The organism is Kineobactrum sediminis, assembly GCF_002868715.1.
Classification (GTDB): Bacteria; Pseudomonadota; Gammaproteobacteria; order Pseudomonadales; family Halieaceae; genus Kineobactrum; species Kineobactrum sediminis.
In genome coordinates, this window is sequence record NZ_PKLZ01000003.1 from 129,519 (window position 1) to 150,097 (window position 20,579).

The window sequence follows — 20,579 nt, forward strand, 5'->3', positions numbered from 1 at the left end:
GCGCTTCAGGTTTGCATCGCCAGTATAGGAGGCTTACACTAGGATGCCAACAATAATATTTGTCTGGCTTCCGGTTTAACCCGTTGACAGATTGAGAACCGCGCATGACTGACAAGTTTGTATACGAGGACCTCCCACGGGAAGAGATTGAGGGAGCGCCGCCCGCTGAGTGTATTGCAGATGTCAGGCAACAGCAGTTCTCCCAGTCGACCACGCTGAATGACTACCTGTTCACCCGGGCCCTGCAGTTGCAGCGCATGGTGATGGAAGCCCCCGATTTGCAGGCGTTGCTTGAGGTTTTGCTGGTGAGTGCCCCCCGGCACTTCGGTTTCCGGGTGACGGAACTGTGGCTGTACGATCCCGAACATGTGCTGGCGGGCCTGATCACCTCGGCGGATCGCTACGGTGAGTATCTCAATCTTTACCACGACATGTTCGACATGCAGGAATTGTATGATCTTGAGCCGGCGGTGAAATTGATCGACGCCACCGACTCGCGCATGTTTGATATCCTCAAGGGCGACCAGACGATCCAGCATGCGCTGTTGCTGCCGCTTACCGACGCCGGTCGGCTCATGGGCAGCTTCCACTGTGGCTTCTCGGATGCGCCGGTAACGGTTACCCCCAATTCCTCGGAAGTGGCCCTGGTTGAGCATGTGGCGGCATTACTGTCGGTGGCGTTCAAGAACGCGGTCAGCCGGCAGCAGATATCCCAGCTCACCATGCTTGATCCGCTTACCCAGATCAGCAATTTGCGCGGCTTCGAGAAGGACATCGCCCGGGAGATTGCCCGGGCGCGGCGTGCGGACCAATCGCTGACCACGCTGATGATAGAAATCGATGAGTTCGAAGAGCTCTACCAGCACTACGGTGAAATAGCCGGACGCTTTGTGCTGAAAAAAGTAACGGAGCGGGTGTCCTCCGGCCTGCGGGCAACGGATTACCTGGCGCGCCTGTCAGACTCCCGGCTTGCAGTACTACTGACGGGTACCGGGGAAGCTTCTGCCAGCGAGGTAGCCGAGCGCTTGCGCAAGGATATCGAGGAGTTTCTGGTTGACGATGGTCGCGGGGCGGTTTTGCAGGTCACGCTCAGTATCGGCCTGGTAACCTGGGAGCCGCACCAGTATCCTGCGGTGGATATGGCGCAACTGGCGAAGCAAATACAGACCGCCGGGTCTCGGGCGGTACAGATGTCAACCGCGGGAAATGGCAACCAGGTGAACGTATCCCGGCTTTCAACCCTAATGATCTGAATACGGAGTCACCAGGCAATTGAGTGGTATAGATGAATTGTTCAACAAGAACAGGGCCTGGGCCCACAGCGTAAAGACCTCCGATCCGGACTTTTTCCAGAAACTGGCAAATCAGCAAAGCCCCGAATACCTCTGGATTGGCTGCTCCGATAGCCGGGTGCCGGCCAACCAGATTGTGGGCCTGTTGCCCGGGGAAGTATTTGTACACCGTAATGTGGCCAATATGGTGGTGCATACGGATTTCAATTGCCTCACGGTACTCCAGTATGCAGTGGATGTACTCCAGGTCAAGCATGTACTGGTAGTCGGCCACTATAACTGCGGCGGCGTGCGCGCGGCCTACGAGAACCGCGATAATGGCCTGATCGATAACTGGCTGCGCAACGTCAAGGATGTGCAACATCGGCACCGTCGCCGGATCGCTGCCCTGGAAGACGACGACGCCAGGATCGATCTGCTGTGTGAACTGAATGTAATGAGCCAGGCATCGAATGTCTGCCATACCACCATCGTGCAGAATGCCTGGAGCCGCGGCCAGGAGTTGTCCGTGCATGGCTGGATCTACAGCCTCAAGGATGGCCTGATTACCGATCTGGAATGCACCGTCAGCAGTGCCCGGCAGATTTCAGATGTCTACCGAGTGTTGCCGGACCAGGAATAATAGCCCGAATGGGTGATCAAACACTGTCGTTGGCCGGGTACACTGTGACGATCGTTAATCCCCGCAGAGGTGCCACATGCCAGTCCAGCCAGTAACAATCAAGGGTAGTAAAATTCTTATAACGGGCCCCACCGGCCAGGTGGCAGGGCCGGTTATTGATGCCTGGGCGGACCAGGCGGAAATAGTCGCGCTGGCGCGCTTCAGTGACAATGCCCAACGCGAGCGGCTGGAAGCGGCCGGCGTGCAATGCCTGCAGGCGGATCTGGCGGATCCGGCATCGTTACAGGGGCTTGCCGATGACTTTGATTATGTCCTTAATTTCGCGGTAGTCAAAACCGACAGTTTTGACTATGACCTCGCGGCCAATGCCGAAGGCGTGGGCCGCCTGATGCTGCATTGCCGCAATGCCAGGGCTTTCCTGCACCTTTCATCCACTGCGGTCTATCAATATGCGGGTCACGAGCCGCGAAGCGAAGACTCCCCCCTGGGTGACAATCACCGCGCCATGTTCCCCACCTACAGTATCAGCAAGATCGCGGCTGAAACCGTGTGTCGCTTCACCGCGAAGCAGTTCGGCATTCCCGCTACCATTGCGCGCCTGAGCGTGCCCTACGGTGACAACGGCGGCTGGCCCTGGTATCACCTGTTGATGATGCAGGCGGGTGTGCCAATTGATATCCATCCCGAGCGGCCCAACAGCTACAATCTATTGCACGTTGACGATTACCTGGAAAAACTGCCTTTCTTGCTGGGCGCGGCGAGCGTCGATGCGACGACTGTCAATTACGGGGGTTCCGAAGCTGTGAGTATCGAGGCGTGGTGCGCCTGGTTACAGGAGCTCACCGGCTTTGAGCCGGTATTCCGCGAGTCCGAACAGGCCTTCGGTAGTCTGGCAATTGATACCACGCGGATGCATCAACTGATCGGCCCTACCCGGATACCCTGGCGCGAAGGTATTGTGCGTATGGTGACCGCCCTGGCACCGGAGTTGCTCAAGCCGGACCATGGGTGAGACACCCCAGGCCATCATCCCTGTTGTGACCACTAATCGAATTTATCCGGGAGGCGATCAATATGCCAACATCTGATCTGGACGCGCTGCGCAATGGCGAGCTCTGGCTCGACTTTTGTGAATCACTGAAAAGCGCCGGCGCCGAAATCCTGGCTCCCGGCACACCCGAAGACGACCTCAGCAGAGCCGAGGGTTTTCGCTATCTCACCCGTTTGCTGCGTTTGAGCCTGGAAAAAAACCTGGAGTTTGCCGATCCCCGATTCCCGCAGTTTTACTCCCTGTCCCATGAGACGGCCAAAATCGGTAACGATAACCCGGATAACTTTTACCAGAATTGTGCGGTCGATGGCCATCGCAGCTATCGTATTACCGGCAATGTGGGCGCGGTGGAATACCTCAGTATCGAGACCAAGGCCGGCTCCTTTGCCGGCCAGGGTGCCATGGCCCCCACCGGGCACGTGGCATTGGCGGATCTTGAACTCCAGCCCGGGGGCGACTTTGAGCTGCTGGTGAGCGCCACTCCCCAGCCGGGCAACTGGCTACCCATGGAGCCGGAATCCGATAATATCCTGGTGCGGCAGACCTTTCGCGACCGTCGCCGGGAACGCAAGGTGGAATTGCAGATTGAGTGTCTGGACCCGGTGGATGAGGCCGTCCTTGACCCGGAGCAGTTTGCCGCCCAGCTGGCGCGCGTGGTGCCCTTTGTTACCGGTACCGCGGGCCTGTTTCGGGAATGGATGAACGGCTTTGCCAAACACATCAACCAGTTGCCGCCCAACGACCAGCAGATGTGCCTGCGTGCGGGCGGCGACCCCTCCATTTATTATCACAACAGTTACTGGCAGCTGGCGCCGGACGAGGCGCTGATCATCGAATTCACGCCGCCGGAGCAGTGCCGTACCTGGAACTTCCAGCTTTCCAATTTCTGGATGGAGTCCCTGGACTACCGATTCCATCGCATCAGCGTTAACCGCAGTAGTGCGGTGCTGGAAGCCGATGGCCGCGTGCGTATCGTGGTATCCGCACACAACCCCGGCGATGCCTTTCCCAATTGGCTGACCACCGCCGGCCACCTCGGTGGCAGCATGCTGCTGCGTTACGTGGAGAGCACCGATTACCCGCCCGTGCACACGCAGGTGATACCTTTGCAATTGCTGATGGCTGAGGGGGTCCCGGCACATGACTGAACTGCAATTTGATGCCGATGTGCTGGTGGCCGCTGCCCGTGCCGTAGACGGGCTTGAAGATTTTGGCGACGACAGTTATCGGGAACCACTGGAGCGCCTGCTGTGGTCGCTCGAACACGAGGCCGACCTCAACGCCCTTGGCCGTCCGGCCATGCTTCAGCGCATGGTGGATATCCTCAGTACGCGCCTGCGGGTTCAGGAGTGGCTGAGACGCTATCCGGAGATTCGCGACGAAGTTATTGTAGCGCCGCTGGTGATCGTGGGCCTGCCGCGCACGGGTACCACGATGTTGCACCGCACCATCGCCGCAGATCAGCGGCTCTATGCGCCACTCTGGTACGAAGTGCGCTTTCCGTGCCCCGACCTGGATTGGGATTTCACCGCCGCCGGTGATCGCCGGATCCGGGAGGCCAAAGCCGAAGTGAAAATGATGATCGACAGTAATCCCGAATTACTGTCGGTACATCCGCTGGATGCAATGGAGCCGGATGAGGACATTATGCTGCTGGAGCAGTCGTTCTACAGCTTCAATATCCAGGCGCTCGCCAATGTGCCCACCTTTGATGCCTGGATAGAGGCCCAGGATCACACGGTAGGCTATGAATACCTGAAGTTACTGCTGCAGTTCCTGCAGTGGCAGAAAAAACGCAGCGGCCAACCCGGCGAGCGCTGGGCGCTGAAGGCGCCGCATCACCTCCACTATATGGATTTGGTCTTCAAGGTTTTCCCGGATGCGCGTATAGTGCAATCCCATCGCGACCCCGTTGATACCATTCCCTCGCTGGCGAGCATGATTGCCAACGTCTGGCAGGTGTACTCGGATTCGGCCGACCCGGTAGTGGTTGGCCAGCAGTGGGCGCGCAAGTTTGCCCGCGGTTTGCAACACACCCTGGATGTGCGTCGCGAACGCGGTGACGACGATTTCCTGGATTTGTGGTTCCGCGATACCGTCAGCCAGCCGCTGGCGGAGATAGCCAGGGTCTATGAGTTTCTGGGTATGGAGCTGACGCCCGACGCCAGCACCGAAATGGCTCGGTGGCAGGACGTCAATCGTCGCGAATTGCGCCCGCCCCACGCCTATACGCTGGACCAGTTCGGTTTGTCCGAGGAAGGTCTCAAGGCGCAGTTCCAGGCGTACCGAGAGGCCTTTATCGAGCCTTAGCGCAGTGGCCCGGAATGGCTTGGGTGGTTTGACGCCAGGGCATGATAAATTATTTTGTGAATGAGAGTGGAGTTATGGCAGAGCAGAAAGCAACCAACGTGCACTGGCACGAAGGTGACATCACCCGGGAACATCGGTCCCGGTTACTGGGTCATAAAGGGGCAACCCTGTGGTTCACGGGTTTGTCCGGCAGTGGCAAGAGCACGGTTGCGGTAGAGCTTGAAGGGCGGCTTAACGAGCTGGGCGTGCTGTCGTACCGGCTGGATGGCGATAATGTGCGCCTGGGGATCAATCGCAATCTGGGTTTCAGTGCCGAGGATCGTACCGAGAACATCCGTCGGATTGGTGAGATCGCCAAGCTTTTTGCCGATTCCGGAGTGATCGCGTTGAGCAGTTTCATCAGCCCCTATGCCGCCGACCGCAACCAGGTACGGGAGCTTCACGAAGCGGCTGGCATGGATTTTATCGAGGTCTTTGTCGATTGCTCCCTGGAAGCCGCGGAATCGCGCGACCCCAAGGGCCTGTACAAAAAAGCGCGCGCCGGCGAAATCAAGAATTTTACCGGCATTGATGATCCCTATGAGTCTCCCTGGAAGCCGGAGATTCACTTGCACTCGGATCAACAGAGCCTGACCGAAGAAGTGGACATGATTCTGGGCGAGTTGCGCGAACGCGGCATCATCAACGCCTGAGACTGAACTGGAACCGGAATACGAACGGAGAACACCATGATCAAACCCCACGGCTCCGCGGAGCTGCACCCCCTTTACGTGGCCGACGATGCCAGGCGCGAAGCGCTGCTGGCGGAAGCTGCAACGCTGCCTTCGCTGCTACTCAACTCTGCAGCGGCGGCGAACGCGGTCATGTTGGGTGCGGGCTATTTCAACCCCCTCGACGGTTTCATGAACCTGGCCGACATGCTCAGTGTGGCGGAAAAGCTGCAGACCGTTGATGGCCTGTTCTGGCCGGTACCGATCGTCAACCTGACTGAGGCTGAGGATATCGTCGCGGGCAGCCGCATCGCGTTGCGCGATCCCAATGTGGAAGGCGAGCCGGTGCTGGCAATAATGACCGTCGATGCCGTGGAAGTTGTAAACGACGAGCAGATGGATCGGGTCGCCGAAAAAGTCTTTCGTACCCTGGACCCGGCGCATCCCGGTGTCGCAACCTTCAGGGCCCTGGGTCGCAACCTGGTTTCCGGCCCGATAGAGGTGCTCGGCTTTTCCTACTTCAAGGAGGATTTCCCCGATACGTTCCGTACCGCGGTGGAGATTCGCGAAGAGATCGCCAGTCGTGGCTGGGAAAAAGTGGTGGCTTTCCAGACCCGGAATCCCATGCACCGCGCCCACGAGGAGCTGTGCCGGATGGCTATGGAGGATCTCGGTGCCGACGGTATCCTGATTCACATGCTGCTGGGCAAACTGAAGCCGGGCGATATTCCCGCGGACGTGCGCGATGCGTCAATCCGCAAGATGGTCGACGTGTATTTTCCGGCCAATACGGTGATGGTGACCGGTTACGGTTTTGACATGCTCTATGCAGGGCCCCGGGAGGCGGTACTGCATGCTGTATTCCGCCAGAACAGTGGCTGCAGTCACCTGATCGTGGGCCGCGATCATGCCGGTGTCGGTGATTATTACGGAGGTTTCGACGCCCAGACCGTGTTCGATGAAGAGGTACCCGAGGGCGCTCTGGAACTACAGATCTATCGCGCCGATCACACCGCTTACAGCAAGAAACTGGATCGGGTAGTGATGATGCGCGACGCCCCGGACCACAGCCCCGAAGACTTTGTACTGCTGTCGGGTACCAAGGTACGGGAGATGCTGGGCAATGGGATCGCGCCACCCGCTGAATTTTCCCGACCGGAAGTGGCGCGGATCCTGATGGATTACTACCAGAGCCTGTAGCGATAGATACGCCGGTGCAGGCCTGTAAGAGCCTCACCGGCGGAGCAGGTTACGTGGCGGGCCCCTCCTGCTCTACCGTGGCGGCCCGCAGGGATTCCAGGGTCTGGGGGCCGACCAGTGAGTTCACCAGCTCGCCCTGGGGGTTTATGATCAGCGTTGTCGGGAGAACGATGGGCCGCGGTACGCCCAGCAGCGCTGCCGGATCCTCCGCCAGGGTCTGGAAGCTGACGCCGAAAGTGGCTATCTGCGCCGCCAGGTCATCACCGGTGGCGCCATCATAATTAACCCCGAGCACTGTAATGTCGGCATGATTTTCATCAAGCGCATTGAGCTCCGGGATCTCCTTGATGCAGGGCTTGCACCACTGTGCCCAGTAATTGATAACGATCCATTGCCCGTGGAGGCTCTTGAACAGGGCAGCGTTATCCCGGGGTTCGGGCTCACAGCCGGCGAGGGCCAGGAGCAGGAGGAGAGCGGTAGCGACGCGAAGCGATTTCAAAGACGTTTTCATCAGGCCATTATGACACGATTTGAGGGCGGCGCCCCACAGATGCCTTTTGCTATAATGTGGGTTTTGCCGTTTGTAAGGATTCCGTCTTGAGTGAGTATGTGATTTACCACAACCCCCGCTGTTCCAAGTCAAGGGCCGCGCTGGCACTGGTGCGGGAGCACGGCATCGAGCCTGCTGTGATTCTCTATCTCGACAACCCGCCGACGGTTGCCGGGTTGAAACAGCTGTTGCGCAAGCTTGAACTGTCTGCTGCACAATTGATCCGGCGGGGAGAGGCCGCTTACCGGGAAGCAGGTCTGAGTACGGATAGTACTGAGACCGAACTGCTGGAGGCAATGGCTGCTGAGCCTAGGCTGATTGAGCGTCCTGTCCTTGTGCACGGCGACAGGGCCGTCCTGGGGCGGCCCCCGGAAAAGGTGCTGGAGTTGCTGCGCTGATGTCTGCCCCCTATATCCTGGTGCTTTATTACAGCCGTCATGGTGCCACTGCCGACATGGCGGGGCAGGTGGCCCGGGGAGTGGAAACCGTTGCGGGTATCAGTGCGCGATTGCGGACGGTGCCCGCCATCTCTCCCGTATGCGAACAAACCGAGGACGAAATCCCGGCGACCGGCCCTCTGTATTGCGAGCCTGAAGACCTGCGGGACTGTGCCGGCCTGGTGCTGGGCAGTCCTACTCGCTTTGGTAACATGGCGTCGCCTCTCAAGTATTGTCTCGACCAGACTGCCGGGCTCTGGCTCAGTGGCGCCATGATCGACAAGCCCGCCGCCGTTTTCACTTCCACCTCCAGTTTGCACGGCGGCCAGGAAAGCACCCTGCTCAGCATGATGCTGCCATTGCTGCATCACGGCATGGTACTGGTCGGCCTGCCTTACAGCGAGGCCGGCCTGATGACCAGCCGCTCCGGCGGCACCCCTTACGGCGCCTCGCACTGGGCCGGGCCGGACAACGCCCGTAAGCTGGATGACGAGGAGAGCGCCCTCTGTCGCGCCCTGGGCAAACGGGTCGCTCGGCTGGGCCTGGGGTTGGCAGCATGAGCCCCGTCACAGCGAGAAAGGGCCTGAGCCTGCAGGCGTGGCGACTGACCTGGGTGAGCTGGGGCCTGCTGCTGGCACAGCAAACCAGCAACCTCGTACTTACCCAGCCGCCGTGGATTATCTGGTTGGGGACGTTGCTGCCGCTACTGGCGTTTTTGCCGGGTATGCGCCGGGACAGCCTGCGCAGTTTTATCTGGCTGTGTTTTGTCACCCTGCTGTACTTTATTGCCCTGGTGGAGCGCGTGTTCGCGACCCCCGATCAGCTGCTGCCCTGGCTGGGTCTTGCCGCAGTGACCATACTGTTTCTTAGCGCCATGTTCTATGTGCGCTGGCGTGCACAGGAACTGCGTGCCGCCACTGCGGAAAACAACAAGGAGTTGTCCCATGAGTAAGCCTTCCCTGCTACGGCGCCTGTTTTCCGGTTTCTGGCGCGCTTTGACCTGGCTTCGCCTGGCGTTGTCGAACATTCTGTTCCTGGTATTGCTGGTGGTTATCTACCTGCTGTATTTCAGTGGTGAACAGAAACCCGTGCCCGAGCGGGCGGCGCTGCTACTGAATCTCAACGGCACCCTGGTAGACGAAAAATCGCCTGCACAACCCCTCCAGGCCCTGTTTGGCCAGGCGGCCCCCGGTTCCAGGGAGGTGCTATTGCGCGATGTCGTGGACGCGATCAACTATGCGCGCACGGACCCGGCCATTACCTCCCTGGTGATGGAACTGGATTTCATGGTGTCCTCTGGTATCAGCAAGCATCTCGAGATAGCCGAGGCGCTGGATGCCTTCAAGGCCAGTGGCAAGCCGGTGATGGCGATGGGCGATTATTTCAGCCAGGACCAGTACCTGCTGGCCAGCCAGTCCGATGAAGTAATTCTGCACCCGATGGGTGCGGTACCACTGGAAGGATTCGCCAGTTACCGTAATCACTTCCGTGAAGCGCTGGAAAAACTGTCGGTTTCAATGCACGTGTTCAAGGCGGGTGAACATAAATCCATGGCCGAGCCGTTCCTCAGGAACGACATGTCCGAGCAGGAGAAAGAGATAACCGAGCGCTGGCTGGAGGATTTGTGGGGTCGTTATACCGGCCTGGTGGAGGAGCGGCGGCAACTCCCTGCCGGTGCGGTGAATGCCTATATCAACAATTATGCCGAGCTACTGGCAGCGATTGACGGCGACAGCGCCGGGCTGGCCCTGGAGCAGGGTCTTGTCGACAGGCTGATGTCGCGTCGCGATGCCAATGAGTACCTGGCGGGTGTGGTCGGTGCCACGGACGACCAGGGTTTTTATGAGGCGGTGATGTTCGAGCGCTATGTTGCCCGCAAACGGCCGTCCTCTTTAACCCGGATGAGCGGCGAGCGGATTGCGGTGGTGACTGCAGTGGGCAACATCATGCCCGGTGAGCAACCGCCGGGAGTGATCGGTGCTGACACCCTGTCGCGCCTGCTGCGGCAGACGGCGGATGCTGAGGGCGTCAGGGCCATCGTATTGCGGGTGAACAGCGGTGGCGGCAGCGTGATGGCCTCCGAGCGTATTCGCCAGGCGGTGGCGGAGGTGCGCGAGCAGGGCATGCCCGTTGTGGTGTCGATGGGTTCGGTCGCCGCCTCCGGAGGCTATTATATTGCCGCAGAGGCGGATGAAATCTGGGCCACCCCGGCAACCCTCACCGGCAGTATCGGTGTGTTTGTGGCGTTTCCGACCTTCGAGCAATTGCTGGATCGTGTCGGCGTTCATACCGATGGGGTGGGCACTACCGAACTGGCGGGTTCACTCCGCCTGGACAGGCCGCTGAACCCGCAGCTGGCCAGGTCGCTAGAGAACACGGTGGAGTTCACCTATCGCAATTTCGTCGAGCTGGTTGCGGAAGGCCGTGGCATGAGTGTTGAGCAGGTTCGCGAGGTAGCCGAGGGCAGGGTCTGGAGTGCGGCGGATGCACAGCGGGTGGGCCTTGTCGACGAGCTGGGTTCTTTGCGGCAGGCAATCGCGGCAGCAGCGACGCTGGCGGGCCTGGAGGAGTACAAGGTGGATTATGTACACCAGCCCCTCTCGCCCCGGGATCTGCTGCTGCAGCAATTGTTATCCCGGGCGGGCATTGAGTCGCTGTTTCCAGTGAACAGCAACGTACAGCAGCTTATTCAACCCTTGTCCCGCGCCGCGCAGGCGCTGCTGGAGCTGAATGACCCGGGGTACCTGTACATGCGTTGCCTGTCCTGTAGCGCGGTGCCTTAGTCGGGCCAGGGCGGGCACGGCAAGCGCTGCTGCCGGTGCGGAAGCGGCGCTTGTTTAGTTGACTGCGGCAGCCGCCCGGCTGCCCCGGCGTTCAGCCCAGGCCCTCAGGTCCAGCAAGATCATGTAGAGGCTGGGCACCAGCAACAGGGTAATCACCGTTGCGAAGACGATACCAAAGGCCAACGATATCGCCATGGGGACAATCTCCTGTGCCTGGGCGCTGCGTTCCAGCAGCATCGGGGCCAGCCCGAAAAAAGTGGTCAACGATGTCAGCAGGATCGCTCGAAAACGGCGGGTACCGGCATCAATGACCGCCTGCAGCCCATCAACGCCACTCTTGATCGAGTTATTGATATGGTCGACGAGAATCAGGCTGTCATTGACCACCACCCCGCTCAGGGCAATAACGCCCATCAGCGACATCATGCTCAGGGGATAGCCGGTGATCCAGTGGCCGACAATGGCGCCAATGACACCAAATGGAATAACCCCCATGATAATAAACGGCTGCAGGTAAGAGCGGGTAGGTACGGCCAGCAGGGCGTAAATCCCGAATAATGCGAGGCCAAAGCCAATAGCCATGCTTTTGAGCAGCTTTGCTTCCTCATCAGCCAGGCCCGCCAGGCCATAGCTTAATCCCGGATATTTTTGCATCAGTGCCGGCATTACATTGTTTTCGATGTCACTGACTACCCGCGATGGCTCCACCAGGTCCTTGTTGACTTCAGCGGTGACTTCCGCCGCGCGCTGATAGTTGATGTGGGTAACCTTGAGCAGTCCCTGCTCCACGTTGATTTCAGCAACGGTGTCAAAGGGCACTTCATCGCCTTCGGGCGTGCGTATGTACATGGTGTTCAGGGTGTTGATGGTTTCACGGTCCGCCCGGGGATAGCGCACCATGACCTTGACCTCGTCTATGCCACGCTGTACCCGTTGCGCCTCGGCTCCATAAAAAGCGTGACGCACCTGGCTGGCGACAGCGAGGCGATCCAGGCCCAGGGCCTCTGCCTCTGGCAGGATATCGATATGGAATTCATCGGTAGTGTCGCTGGCGCCGTTGCGGATATCGAACACGCCATCGTACCTGTGCATGGCCGTTTCAAGATCATTGGCGGCTGCACGCAACAAGGTGAAATCGCTGTGTTGCAGGTCAAAGGCGATTGCCGGGCCGAAGCCGGGGCCGTCGGCGCTGCTGATCGACAATACTTCTGCGCCGTGAATAACGCCCACGGCCTCGCGCCAGCGGCGTTCGATTTCACGGGTGCTGATACTGCGCTGGTCTTCCTTGGTCAGTTCAATATCGACGCCACCGCTGATGCGGTCGCTGCCATAGGCGGAAATATGCTCCACCAGGCGGGCATCCTGGCCTGTGTCCTGCTGGTAATCACGTTCTACCTGCCTGAGTGCGGCCACAATACTGCTAATGGCTTCCTGGGTGCGCTCCTCGGGAGTACCTTCGGACATGCGCAATTCCGCATTAATGAATTCGCCCGGCACATCCGGACTGATCACGGTACGTACAACGCCGCCGGCCAACAGTCCGGTGCACAGGATTAACAGGCTCAGGAATCCCGCGAGAGTCGCGTAGCGATAGTGAACGCACTTCTGCATCAGCGGGCTGTAACGGTATTGAATGAAGTGCTTCAGCCGTTTGTTGACTCCCTCCTGGATCTTGTCTATCGATAGCAGCAGGCGACTCCTGGTGGGACTGCTGTGAGCCAGGTGCGCGGGCAGGATCCACTTCGATTCCACCAGTGAAAACACCAGGCAAAGGATGACTACCCAGCCGCAGGCCTCGGGAAAGGCAGCGAAAACGCCATCAATGAACAGTGTCGGCGCGAAGGCCACGATAGTGGTAAGAACCCCAAAGGTGGCTGGCGTGGCAACTTTTTGCACGCCGTCAATAACGCTATCGATACTGTGGCCGCGCCGTTCCTGTTCGGCGTAAGCGCTTTCGCCCATGATGATGGCATCATCCACCACGATACCCAGCACCAGAATAAAGCCGAAAATACTGATCATGTTGAGGCTGGCGTGAATGTAGGGCGTGTTGATCAGCGCCATGGCCCCCAGAAAGCAGACCGGAATGCCCAGCATCACCCAAAAGGCGAGTTTTATTTCAAGGAACAACGCCAGTACGATGAACACCAGCAATGCGCCCAGGGCGAGGTTTTTCAGCATCATTCCCAAGCGTCCCTCGAGGTAATACGTGATGTCGCCCCAGATTACCAGCTCGACCGCCGCCGGTAACTGCGGCTGTATATCATCCAGCCAGGCGCGGGTGGCGGCAGCAGTATCAATAATGTCCTGGCTGCCCATGGCAAAAACCTGGATACCCAGCGAATAGCGTCCGTTGAAGGAGGCAAAGCTGCGTGTTTCCTCGAATTCGTCTTTAACGGTGGCAATATCGCCCAGCAGCAGGCGGGTGCCATCGGGCCAGCTGCGCAGGACAATAGACTCAAAATCCTGTTGTATATAGGCCTGCCCGAGTGTGCGCAGCATGATATCGCCCTGTTCGGTGCGCACCGAACCGGCCGGCAGGTTGACTGAAGAACTGGCAATAATGTCGGCCACGCCGCCGAGGGTAAGATGGTATTCGCGTAGTCGTTCCTCCGATATTTCCACCGAGATTTCATAGTCTCGCGCCCCTGTTACCTCGGCGGCGGAGACTTCCGGCAGGGCCAATAGCTCGCGACGCATGTCGTCGGCGAGGGCTTTCATGCTGCGCTCGTCAAGTTCCCCCGAGAGCTGCAGTGTCAACGCTGGAAACAACAACTCGGGTTGGCTGATGATGGGTCTCTCGGCATCTTCCGGGAAGTGCTGGATAGCATCGATCCGGTTCTTGATGTCGTCCATCAATACCGTGATGTCGGTGCCATCAAGGGGCTGGATAAAAATCCTGGCATGGGATTCCATTGCATCGGATTCGACCCGCTTGATGCCGTCGACGTCGTTAATGGCCTCCTCAATCTTGAAAACGATACCTTGCTCGACTTCCTCCGGCGCGGCGCCCGGGTAGGACATATTGACCATGATGGCGTCGATATTGAGCACGGGAAACATCGCGCGCTGGATGGTAAATGCCGAACCCAGACCCACCACCAGGATAATGAGCATGAGCAGGTTTGCCGCTACCGGGTTATGGGCGAACCAGGCGATAATGCCCTTGTGCCGGTTCTGGTTCATCGCGGGTAACCCGACCTCTCGGCCTGTTCGGTTTGCGCTGTCGCGGGAGCGACAGTCAGAGTGGCTTCGGCTTCCTCTTCCAGCACGCCAGGTGCACTTTGGCCGCGTCTCAATTCGCGACTGCCGATGCGCGATTGCACGCTGACCTCAGAGCCCGTCAAGGCATTATCGAGGGTGGTGAGAATAACCAGGTCGCCTTCATCAAGCCCGGCAGAGATATAGACCAGGTCGCCGCCGGTACGTAGCGCGGTGATCTTGCGGTGACGTATCCGGTTGTTGTCGTCTATAACCGGCACCATGTCGCCGGCGCGAAGCACGTAACGGGGCAGGGCAACCAGGCCCGATATTGGCTTGCCGGTGATGTTTGCAGTGACAAACGTGCCTATTCTCAGCGGCTCTCGTCCGGGCGTCTGCACACCGTAGGGGTCCTCTACACGGGCCACCAGGAATAATACCCGGGAGCGCTCGTCGAACACGCCCTCGCTGCGCTGGAGTTGCCCTTGCCAGTGGTAAACCTCGCCCCCTACATCCGTATACAGGTCAACGGGAGCAGCGTGGTATTCGTCCGCGTCCCCGTTAAAGAGCGGCGGCAGCTCCAGGTAGGGGAGACGGGTCTGGGCTATGGGAAGGCGCACCTCTGCAAAATCCACGGCAAACAGGTCGGCAAGTGCACTGCCGGGCGCCACGTACTGGCCGAGTTCACTGTGCTTGGCACGAATCAGCGCAGCATAGGGCGCGCGTACAATGGTGCGGTCAAGGTTGTCCTGTGCGGTAATGACGTCGGCACTGGCCGCCTGAAGTTGCGCCTGGGCTTCCGCGAGCTGCGGTTTGCGCAGGTACAAATCGCGTGCCTCGTCGCTGCGCTGGCTGCCGGCGGGCAGCTTTTCCCACTCCCGACGGGCGACGTCTGCGCGCCCTTGCTCCTGCATTAACGTACTTTCAGCACTTTTGAGAGCGGCACGGGCGCGGGCGAGCCGGGTTTCATAATCACGCGGGTCTATGCGCAGCAGGATGTCACCCGCTTGCAGGAAACTGCCCACCGTGAAATCGGCAGCCACTTCAACAATACGGCCCTCCACCTCTGCCATCACGGATGTCTCCTGAAGCGGAGACACCGTGCCCTGGGCCTGCACCGGTATGCGAATGGTTTCCTTTTGTGCAACGACCACGTCAACCGTGACAGGGACGTAGACCGGCTCGGTAATGTCCGTTGGGGGCCTGTTGAAATAAAGAACCAGAGTGACAGCGATGGCGCTTGCCAGCAGGCCCGCGGCGATGGCTATTTGGCGTTTTACGGAAACCACAGATGAGTACCAGTCAGGGGATGGCGATTAAGCCACCCGGCGTGGTCAGTCTGCCGGGTGGAAAGTAAACAGATCAGGCGCGTGTTATATCACACGGCGCTTGCTGACTCTGTGAAATACTGCTGGTCTGCGGATTCAGTCTCAGTCTTTGGGGGGGATATGCACATCCACCTGCGGAAACGGGATAGTCAGTCCTGCCTCGTCGAACTTTATTTTCACCGCTTCTGTGGTATCCCACAATAGCGGCCAGTAATCAGCCGCATTAACCCAGGGCCTGACCAGGAAATTGACGCTGGAATCGGCGAGTTCACCCACGACTATGTTCGGTGGCGGATCAGCCAGGACGCGTTCGTCGGCAGCAATAATCTCTTCCAGCAAAAGTTTCGCCTTACGGATATCGTCACCATAGGAGACACCGAAAACCATGTCTACGCGACGGGTGGCACGTGCCGAGAAGTTGGTGATGTTATTGCCGATGATCGCGCTGTTGGGAATGATCACTTCCTTGTTGTCGGGTGTGGTCAGCGTGGTACTGAAAATGCCGATGCTTTCAATCGAACCCATGGCGCCGCCGGCTTCGACAAAATTGCCTTTGGTGAAGGGCCGAAACATGATCAGCAGTACACCCGCGGCCAGATTGGACAGCGAACCCTGCAGAGACAGGCCGATTGCCAGGCCGGCGGCGCCGAGCAGGGCGACCATGGAGGTGGTGTTGATCCCCAGCTGGCTGAGCGCCGCGATTATCACGAACAGCAACAGGACCCAGCGCAGGATGGCGGACAGGAACTTGACCAGTACCTCGTCGGTGTTGCGCGCGTGCATCAGCCTGACGATAAGGTTAATGATGGTGAAGACCACCAGGCGGCCGATATAGAAAATGGCCAGGGCCAGGACTATTCGGACTCCCCAGGGTATCAGGTAGGTTTCGGCAACGGTGTTCAGGTCCAGGTTCTCTGGCATGGTCTTGTTCCTTACTGTGATTTTACGGTGCAATATAACCAAACAGGGCGATATTTTCAGCTTTTACAGGCGCAGCTGTGGCTAAACCGTGGAATATTACCGCTCACTGCCGGTTGGTGAAGAACGTTGAACCACGGCGGCTGCCCCTGCCGAAGGTGGATGCTATAGTCCGCCTACTGTTTACCGGGAATGGATAGAAACTGACCATGGCAATTGAATTTTCAACACCCTCCGCGCTGCTGGGCAGCGAAGGCAAGGCGCTGGGGCACAGCGACTGGCTGCTGATTGACCAGGAGCGGATTAACCTGTTCGCTGACGCTACCGGTGATCACCAGTGGATACATGTGGATCCCGAGCGCGCCGCGCAGGGTCCCTTCGGACGGACCATCGCCCATGGCTACCTGACCCTGTCCCTGGCAAACCTCTTCTTGCCGGAACTGCTGGTAGTGCATGGCGTTTCGATGGGTGTTAATTACGGCTGTGACAAGGTTCGCTTTCCAGCGCCGGTACCCGTGGGTAGCCGGGTGCGGGGCGCAGGGGAAATTATCAGTGCCGAGGAGGTGAAAGGAGGCGTTCAGGTTGTGGTGCGGATAACGATTGAAGTGGAAAACAGTGATCGTCCGGGCTGTGTGATTGATACCATCAGCCGCTTTTATGCGTAGGGCCCTGCGATGATCGAACTCAGCGATAACCAGGTGCCGGTGCATCCCGCGGCGACGGTCGTGGTACTGCGTGACGCGGAAGCCGGTCCGGAAGTTCTCCTGCTGCAGCGCAACAAGGCGTTGAAGCATATGGGCGGTGAATGGGTGTTTCCCGGCGGCCGGGTGGATGCCGGTGACTACGCCGAGGACGGCGACGACTATACTGCCGCCTGTAATGCGGCCATCAGGGAGACCCGGGAGGAAGCGGGCCTGGCGCTGACCCCGGACCAACTCAGCTACCTGTCGCACTGGACCACGCCGCAAGGTGCGCGCAGGCGTTACGCTACCTGGTTTTTCCTGGCGGTACTGGACGATGCGCAGGAGGTCTGTGTGGATGGCGGCGAAATCTCCGCTCACCGCTGGCTAACCCCGCAGCAGGCGTTTACTGAAATTCGCGATACCGATAACGTTTTTCGCCTGATGCCGCCCACCTTTGTCAGTCTCGCGGACCTGGCGCCCCATGAGTGTATCGCGAGTGCACAGGAGGTCGTTCGGGCCCGGCAACCGTTGATGTTCGAGCCGCGCATGGTGCAGGTGGAGGGGGGCATCTGCTTTCTCTATGCCGGAGATGCCGGATACGAAGTGTGCTGTGAAACAGTGGATGGGCCGCGACATCGAACTTACATGATCGACTACCAGCTTGACTACATAAGGGATCCGGGGCTGTGAGCCGCTCCGGCATTGGGCGCAGGCAGCTGCTCGCTGGATTGGCAGGGGCCACCGCCGGTATCGCGCTGACCGGCAATGCGGCTCCTCTGGCGGCGCGCGAGGTAACTCGCTGGGATGAAACCACCGACGTACTGGTGGCAGGTTCCGGTTCGGCCGCCTGCAGTGCGGCGATTGAGGCCCGGCTGGCGGGTGCGGAGGTCCTGCTGATTGAATCACTGCCGCGCTTTGGGGGCTCGTCCGCCATGTCGGGTGGTGTCGTCTATGCCGGCGGCGGGACGTCACTGCAACGGGCAGCCGGTTTTGAGGACACTGCAGAGGATATGTACCGCTTTATTGCCGGGAATAGTGGTGGCCACCCGCAGCTGGACAAGATTCAGCGCTACTGTGAAGAAAGTGTCGAGCACTTTGATTGGCTGGTGGCCCAGGGTGTGCCCTATAACAACCGCTTTACCGATGTGAAGGAACTCACCCTGGGTGACGAGTCCCTGTATTTTTCCGGTAACGAGCTGGCCTGGCCTGCTCGCGAGCGATCCCGGCCGGCGCCTCGCGGCCATGTTCCCGGGCTGCCCGGCATGACTGGCGGCAGAAGCCTGATGGAGGCACTTCTGGCCCGGACCGGCAGCCTTGGTGTGACCCAGCGTGCCAGTACTTCCGCCCGCCGTCTCATAGTGGAAAGCGATGGTCGCGTGGCTGGCCTGCAGGTAGCCGCCGGGGACGCCTTGTACAACATTCGCGCCCGCCGTGGTGTGGTTTTGGCGTGCGGTGGCTTTATCCATAACCGGGATATGGTGCAGCGCCATGCACCGGCGCTATTCGATTGTTCAGCGCCCTGGGGCAACGCCGGGGATCTGGGTGAAGGTATTGCCATGGGTGTGGCCGTGGGTGCGGAAACCCTGCGCATGCACCAGGGTTTTGCCATTACCCCCATCTATCCACCGGAGTCGACCCTTGCCGGCATTGTGGTCAATGCCGCCGGCCAGCGATTTATCGGTGAAGACGCCTACTATGGCGTACTCGGGGATGCGATTGCCTATCATCAGCAGGGCAAGGCCTGGTTGATTACCGACGCCGCCAGCAATTTCGGCTTTCACCAGGACAACTTTGTGGCGGTCGCGGAGGCCGCGACCATTGGCGACCTTGCTGTACGCGCGGGCTTTCCACAGGGGGCGCTGCAGCACACCATCGCCTATTACAACCGCTTTGCCGCAGCCGGTCGGGACCCGTTGTTTCACAAGCAGTCAAAGTACCTGGCACCCCTTGCGCAGCCACCGTTCACCGCCTGGGACCTGTCGGTCAAGCGCGCTTTTTTCACCGCCCATACTTTTGGCGGGCTGCATACGGATACCGACAGCCGCGTGCTTGACAGCCGTGGTGAATGGATCCGCGGCCTCTATGCCGCCGGGCGTACCGTGGCCGGGTTGCCGGTGGCACCCTACATCGCCAGTGGCCTGTCGGTGGGCGATTGTACTTTCTTTGGTCGCCGCGCTGGCGTTGCCGCGGCAGGCAGCGGCGGGGTATCGGCATGATTCGGCGAGCACTGTTGTTACTGCTGCTTGCACCGGCGCTGCACGCCGAGGATGCACCCGTTACCATGCCGGAGGGTGACGCCGAGCGCGGCCGGTTGGTATTTGGCCAGTGTCGTACCTGCCATTACCCGGAGCGGGAAATGGGCCATAACAACGGGCCCAGCCTGCACCGTATCTTTGGTCGGGTAGCCGGCAAACAGGCGGGTTTTGATTACTATTCAGACACCTTCAGGGAAGCGAAATTCGTGTGGACGCCGCAACTGCTGTACCTGTGGTTGGAAGATCCGCTGGCGATGTTCCCCGGTACCACGATGATGAGTCGGGGTGTGCCGGACCCCCAGCAGCGCGCCGATCTTGTCGCCTATTTGAAGCGCGCCTCGGTGCGTGGTTCACAGGAGCCAATGCAATGACAATGAACCCCCGTTCCACGCTGTACATGCCGGCGATAAACCAGCGCGCGATGGACAAGGCCCGGAGCCTGCCCGCGGATGCCGTAGTGTTTGATCTCGAGGACGCCGTGGCCCCCGATGCCAAGGAGCTTGCCCGGGAACAGCTGCTGCGGCAGTTGGCGGCTGGCGGCTACGGCCCTCGCAAACTGGTGGTGCGCTGTAATGCCCTGTCGACCCCCTGGGGCGCAGACGACCTGCGGGCGTTGGCGGGTAGCGCAATCTCTACGCTGTGCCTGCCGAAGGTGGAGTCGGTTGGCCAGTTGCAGGCGGTTGGAAATCTGCTACGACAATGCGGGCGCGATGACATGGCCCTGTGGGCGATGATTGAAGCCCCCGCCGGGGTTGCCCGGGTGGAGTCGATAGCGACAAGTGACAATGTCACTGCGTTGCTGATGGGCACGACGGACCTGGCCGCGGAGCTGCGCCTGCCAGCGGATCCGACGCGATCGGGCCTGTACTATGCGCTGGGTCGCTGCGTGCTGGCAGCGCGACTGGCGGGTATCATGGCACTGGATGGTGTCTTCCTGGATATCACTGACACGGCCGGATTGCGTGCGGTGTGCGAGCAGGGTCGCGCCCTGGGCTTTGATGGCAAGACCCTGATTCATCCAGGCCAGATTGCGATTGCCAACGAGGTTTTCGGTCCCTCGGCGGCGGCAGTTGAGCATGCCCGATGCCTGCTTGAGGTGTGGGATGAGGCCATGGCGTCGGGCAAGGCGGTAGCGGTGCTCGACGGCAGGCTAATAGAGACCATGCATGTGGATGAGGCGCGCCGGGTGCTGGACACCGCGGCGCATATTGCCAGGCTGGACCAGGAGCCTTGAGTCCG

20 protein-coding genes are annotated in these 20,579 nt (G+C 59.7%); 16 read left to right on the forward strand and 4 right to left on the reverse strand.

From position 1 onward, the window contains the following. The first annotated feature begins 104 nt into the window (after window positions 1-104). The 7 genes from CWI75_RS05925 (at window position 105) to sat (ending at window position 7,185) form a co-directional block, all read left to right on the forward strand. Window positions 105-1,253, forward strand: coding sequence for a GGDEF domain-containing protein (locus CWI75_RS05925; protein ID WP_101520571.1), 1,149 nt, complete (start codon window positions 105-107; stop codon window positions 1,251-1,253). Window positions 1,254-1,272: 19 nt separating this feature from the next. Continuing rightward, complete coding sequence (gene can, locus CWI75_RS05930) at window positions 1,273-1,914, forward strand: carbonate dehydratase (protein WP_101520572.1); 642 nt, start codon at window positions 1,273-1,275, stop codon at window positions 1,912-1,914. A gap of 76 nt (window positions 1,915-1,990) precedes the next feature. Then, window positions 1,991-2,926: an NAD-dependent epimerase/dehydratase family protein gene (locus CWI75_RS05935; RefSeq protein ID WP_175580198.1), complete on the forward strand. Its 936-nt coding sequence runs from the start codon at window positions 1,991-1,993 to the stop codon at window positions 2,924-2,926. Between the two features lie 62 nt (window positions 2,927-2,988). Next, the gene (locus tag CWI75_RS05940; protein WP_101520573.1) at window positions 2,989-4,113 is read left to right on the forward strand and encodes a DUF1214 domain-containing protein; all 1,125 of its coding nucleotides are present in this window, start codon (window positions 2,989-2,991) and stop codon (window positions 4,111-4,113) included. After that, window positions 4,106-5,275 carry a sulfotransferase family protein gene (locus CWI75_RS05945; RefSeq protein WP_101520574.1) on the forward strand — a complete coding sequence of 390 codons (1,170 nt, stop codon included), beginning with the start codon at window positions 4,106-4,108 and terminating at the stop codon, window positions 5,273-5,275. Before CWI75_RS05940 ends, CWI75_RS05945 begins: the two co-directional genes overlap by 8 nt. A gap of 74 nt (window positions 5,276-5,349) precedes the next feature. Then, on the forward strand, window positions 5,350-5,967 hold the full coding sequence (gene cysC, locus CWI75_RS05950; protein WP_101520988.1) for an adenylyl-sulfate kinase: 618 nt from the start codon (window positions 5,350-5,352) through the stop codon (window positions 5,965-5,967). A gap of 36 nt (window positions 5,968-6,003) precedes the next feature. Beyond that, on the forward strand, window positions 6,004-7,185 hold the full coding sequence (gene sat / locus CWI75_RS05955) for a sulfate adenylyltransferase (protein WP_101520575.1): 1,182 nt from the start codon (window positions 6,004-6,006) through the stop codon (window positions 7,183-7,185). A 49-nt stretch (window positions 7,186-7,234) separates the two neighbouring features. Here the strand turns inward: sat and CWI75_RS05960 are convergent, their stop codons facing one another. Next, window positions 7,235-7,684, reverse strand: a complete 450-nt coding sequence (locus CWI75_RS05960; RefSeq protein WP_241521091.1) for a TlpA family protein disulfide reductase — start codon at window positions 7,682-7,684, stop codon at window positions 7,235-7,237. A 98-nt stretch (window positions 7,685-7,782) separates the two neighbouring features. Between CWI75_RS05960 and arsC the strand changes: the two genes are divergently transcribed. Genes arsC through sppA form a run of 4 tightly spaced genes read left to right on the forward strand, consistent with a single transcriptional unit; the run spans window position 7,783 to window position 10,955 of the window. Beyond that, complete coding sequence (gene arsC, locus CWI75_RS05965; RefSeq protein WP_101520577.1) at window positions 7,783-8,133, forward strand: arsenate reductase (glutaredoxin); 351 nt, start codon at window positions 7,783-7,785, stop codon at window positions 8,131-8,133. Continuing rightward, the gene (gene wrbA, locus CWI75_RS05970) at window positions 8,133-8,732 is read left to right on the forward strand and encodes an NAD(P)H:quinone oxidoreductase (RefSeq protein WP_101520578.1); all 600 of its coding nucleotides are present in this window, start codon (window positions 8,133-8,135) and stop codon (window positions 8,730-8,732) included. Before arsC ends, wrbA begins: the two co-directional genes overlap by 1 nt. Beyond that, window positions 8,729-9,124, forward strand: a complete 396-nt coding sequence (locus CWI75_RS05975; protein WP_101520579.1) for a DUF2069 domain-containing protein — start codon at window positions 8,729-8,731, stop codon at window positions 9,122-9,124. Before wrbA ends, CWI75_RS05975 begins: the two co-directional genes overlap by 4 nt. After that, a complete protein-coding gene (gene sppA, locus CWI75_RS05980; RefSeq protein ID WP_101520580.1) occupies window positions 9,117-10,955 on the forward strand; it encodes a signal peptide peptidase SppA in 1,839 nt (612 codons plus the stop codon). Before CWI75_RS05975 ends, sppA begins: the two co-directional genes overlap by 8 nt. A 54-nt stretch (window positions 10,956-11,009) precedes the next feature. Here sppA and CWI75_RS05985 read toward each other — a convergent pair whose 3' ends face one another. The 3 genes from CWI75_RS05985 to CWI75_RS05995 all read right to left on the reverse strand — a co-directional run bounded on the left by CWI75_RS05985 (window position 11,010) and on the right by CWI75_RS05995 (window position 16,405). Then, window positions 11,010-14,141, reverse strand: a complete 3,132-nt coding sequence (locus CWI75_RS05985) for an efflux RND transporter permease subunit (RefSeq protein ID WP_101520581.1) — start codon at window positions 14,139-14,141, stop codon at window positions 11,010-11,012. After that, entirely contained in the window at window positions 14,138-15,445 is a 1,308-nt protein-coding gene (locus tag CWI75_RS05990; RefSeq protein WP_101520582.1) for an efflux RND transporter periplasmic adaptor subunit, read from the reverse strand. The genes CWI75_RS05985 and CWI75_RS05990 overlap by 4 nt, the downstream gene beginning before the upstream one ends. 141 nt (window positions 15,446-15,586) lie before the next feature. Continuing rightward, complete coding sequence (locus CWI75_RS05995; protein ID WP_101520583.1) at window positions 15,587-16,405, reverse strand: mechanosensitive ion channel family protein; 819 nt, start codon at window positions 16,403-16,405, stop codon at window positions 15,587-15,589. Between the two features lie 206 nt (window positions 16,406-16,611). Here CWI75_RS05995 and CWI75_RS06000 point away from each other — a divergent pair, with 206 nt between their 5' ends. The 5 genes from CWI75_RS06000 to CWI75_RS06020 are packed head-to-tail and all read left to right on the forward strand — an operon-like array spanning window position 16,612 to window position 20,574. Further along, window positions 16,612-17,067 carry a MaoC family dehydratase gene (locus tag CWI75_RS06000; RefSeq protein WP_101520584.1) on the forward strand — a complete coding sequence of 152 codons (456 nt, stop codon included), beginning with the start codon at window positions 16,612-16,614 and terminating at the stop codon, window positions 17,065-17,067. Window positions 17,068-17,076: 9 nt separating this feature from the next. Continuing rightward, window positions 17,077-17,775 (forward strand): NUDIX hydrolase, encoded by a 699-nt coding sequence (locus CWI75_RS06005; RefSeq protein ID WP_101520585.1) that lies wholly within the window; start codon window positions 17,077-17,079, stop codon window positions 17,773-17,775. Next, window positions 17,772-19,301 carry an FAD-dependent oxidoreductase gene (locus CWI75_RS06010; RefSeq protein WP_101520586.1) on the forward strand — a complete coding sequence of 510 codons (1,530 nt, stop codon included), beginning with the start codon at window positions 17,772-17,774 and terminating at the stop codon, window positions 19,299-19,301. Before CWI75_RS06005 ends, CWI75_RS06010 begins: the two co-directional genes overlap by 4 nt. Beyond that, window positions 19,298-19,711: a c-type cytochrome gene (locus CWI75_RS06015; protein ID WP_146003554.1), complete on the forward strand. Its 414-nt coding sequence runs from the start codon at window positions 19,298-19,300 to the stop codon at window positions 19,709-19,711. The genes CWI75_RS06010 and CWI75_RS06015 overlap by 4 nt, the downstream gene beginning before the upstream one ends. Then, the gene (locus tag CWI75_RS06020; protein WP_101520587.1) at window positions 19,708-20,574 is read left to right on the forward strand and encodes an HpcH/HpaI aldolase/citrate lyase family protein; all 867 of its coding nucleotides are present in this window, start codon (window positions 19,708-19,710) and stop codon (window positions 20,572-20,574) included. Before CWI75_RS06015 ends, CWI75_RS06020 begins: the two co-directional genes overlap by 4 nt. The last annotated feature ends 5 nt before the right edge of the window (window positions 20,575-20,579 follow it).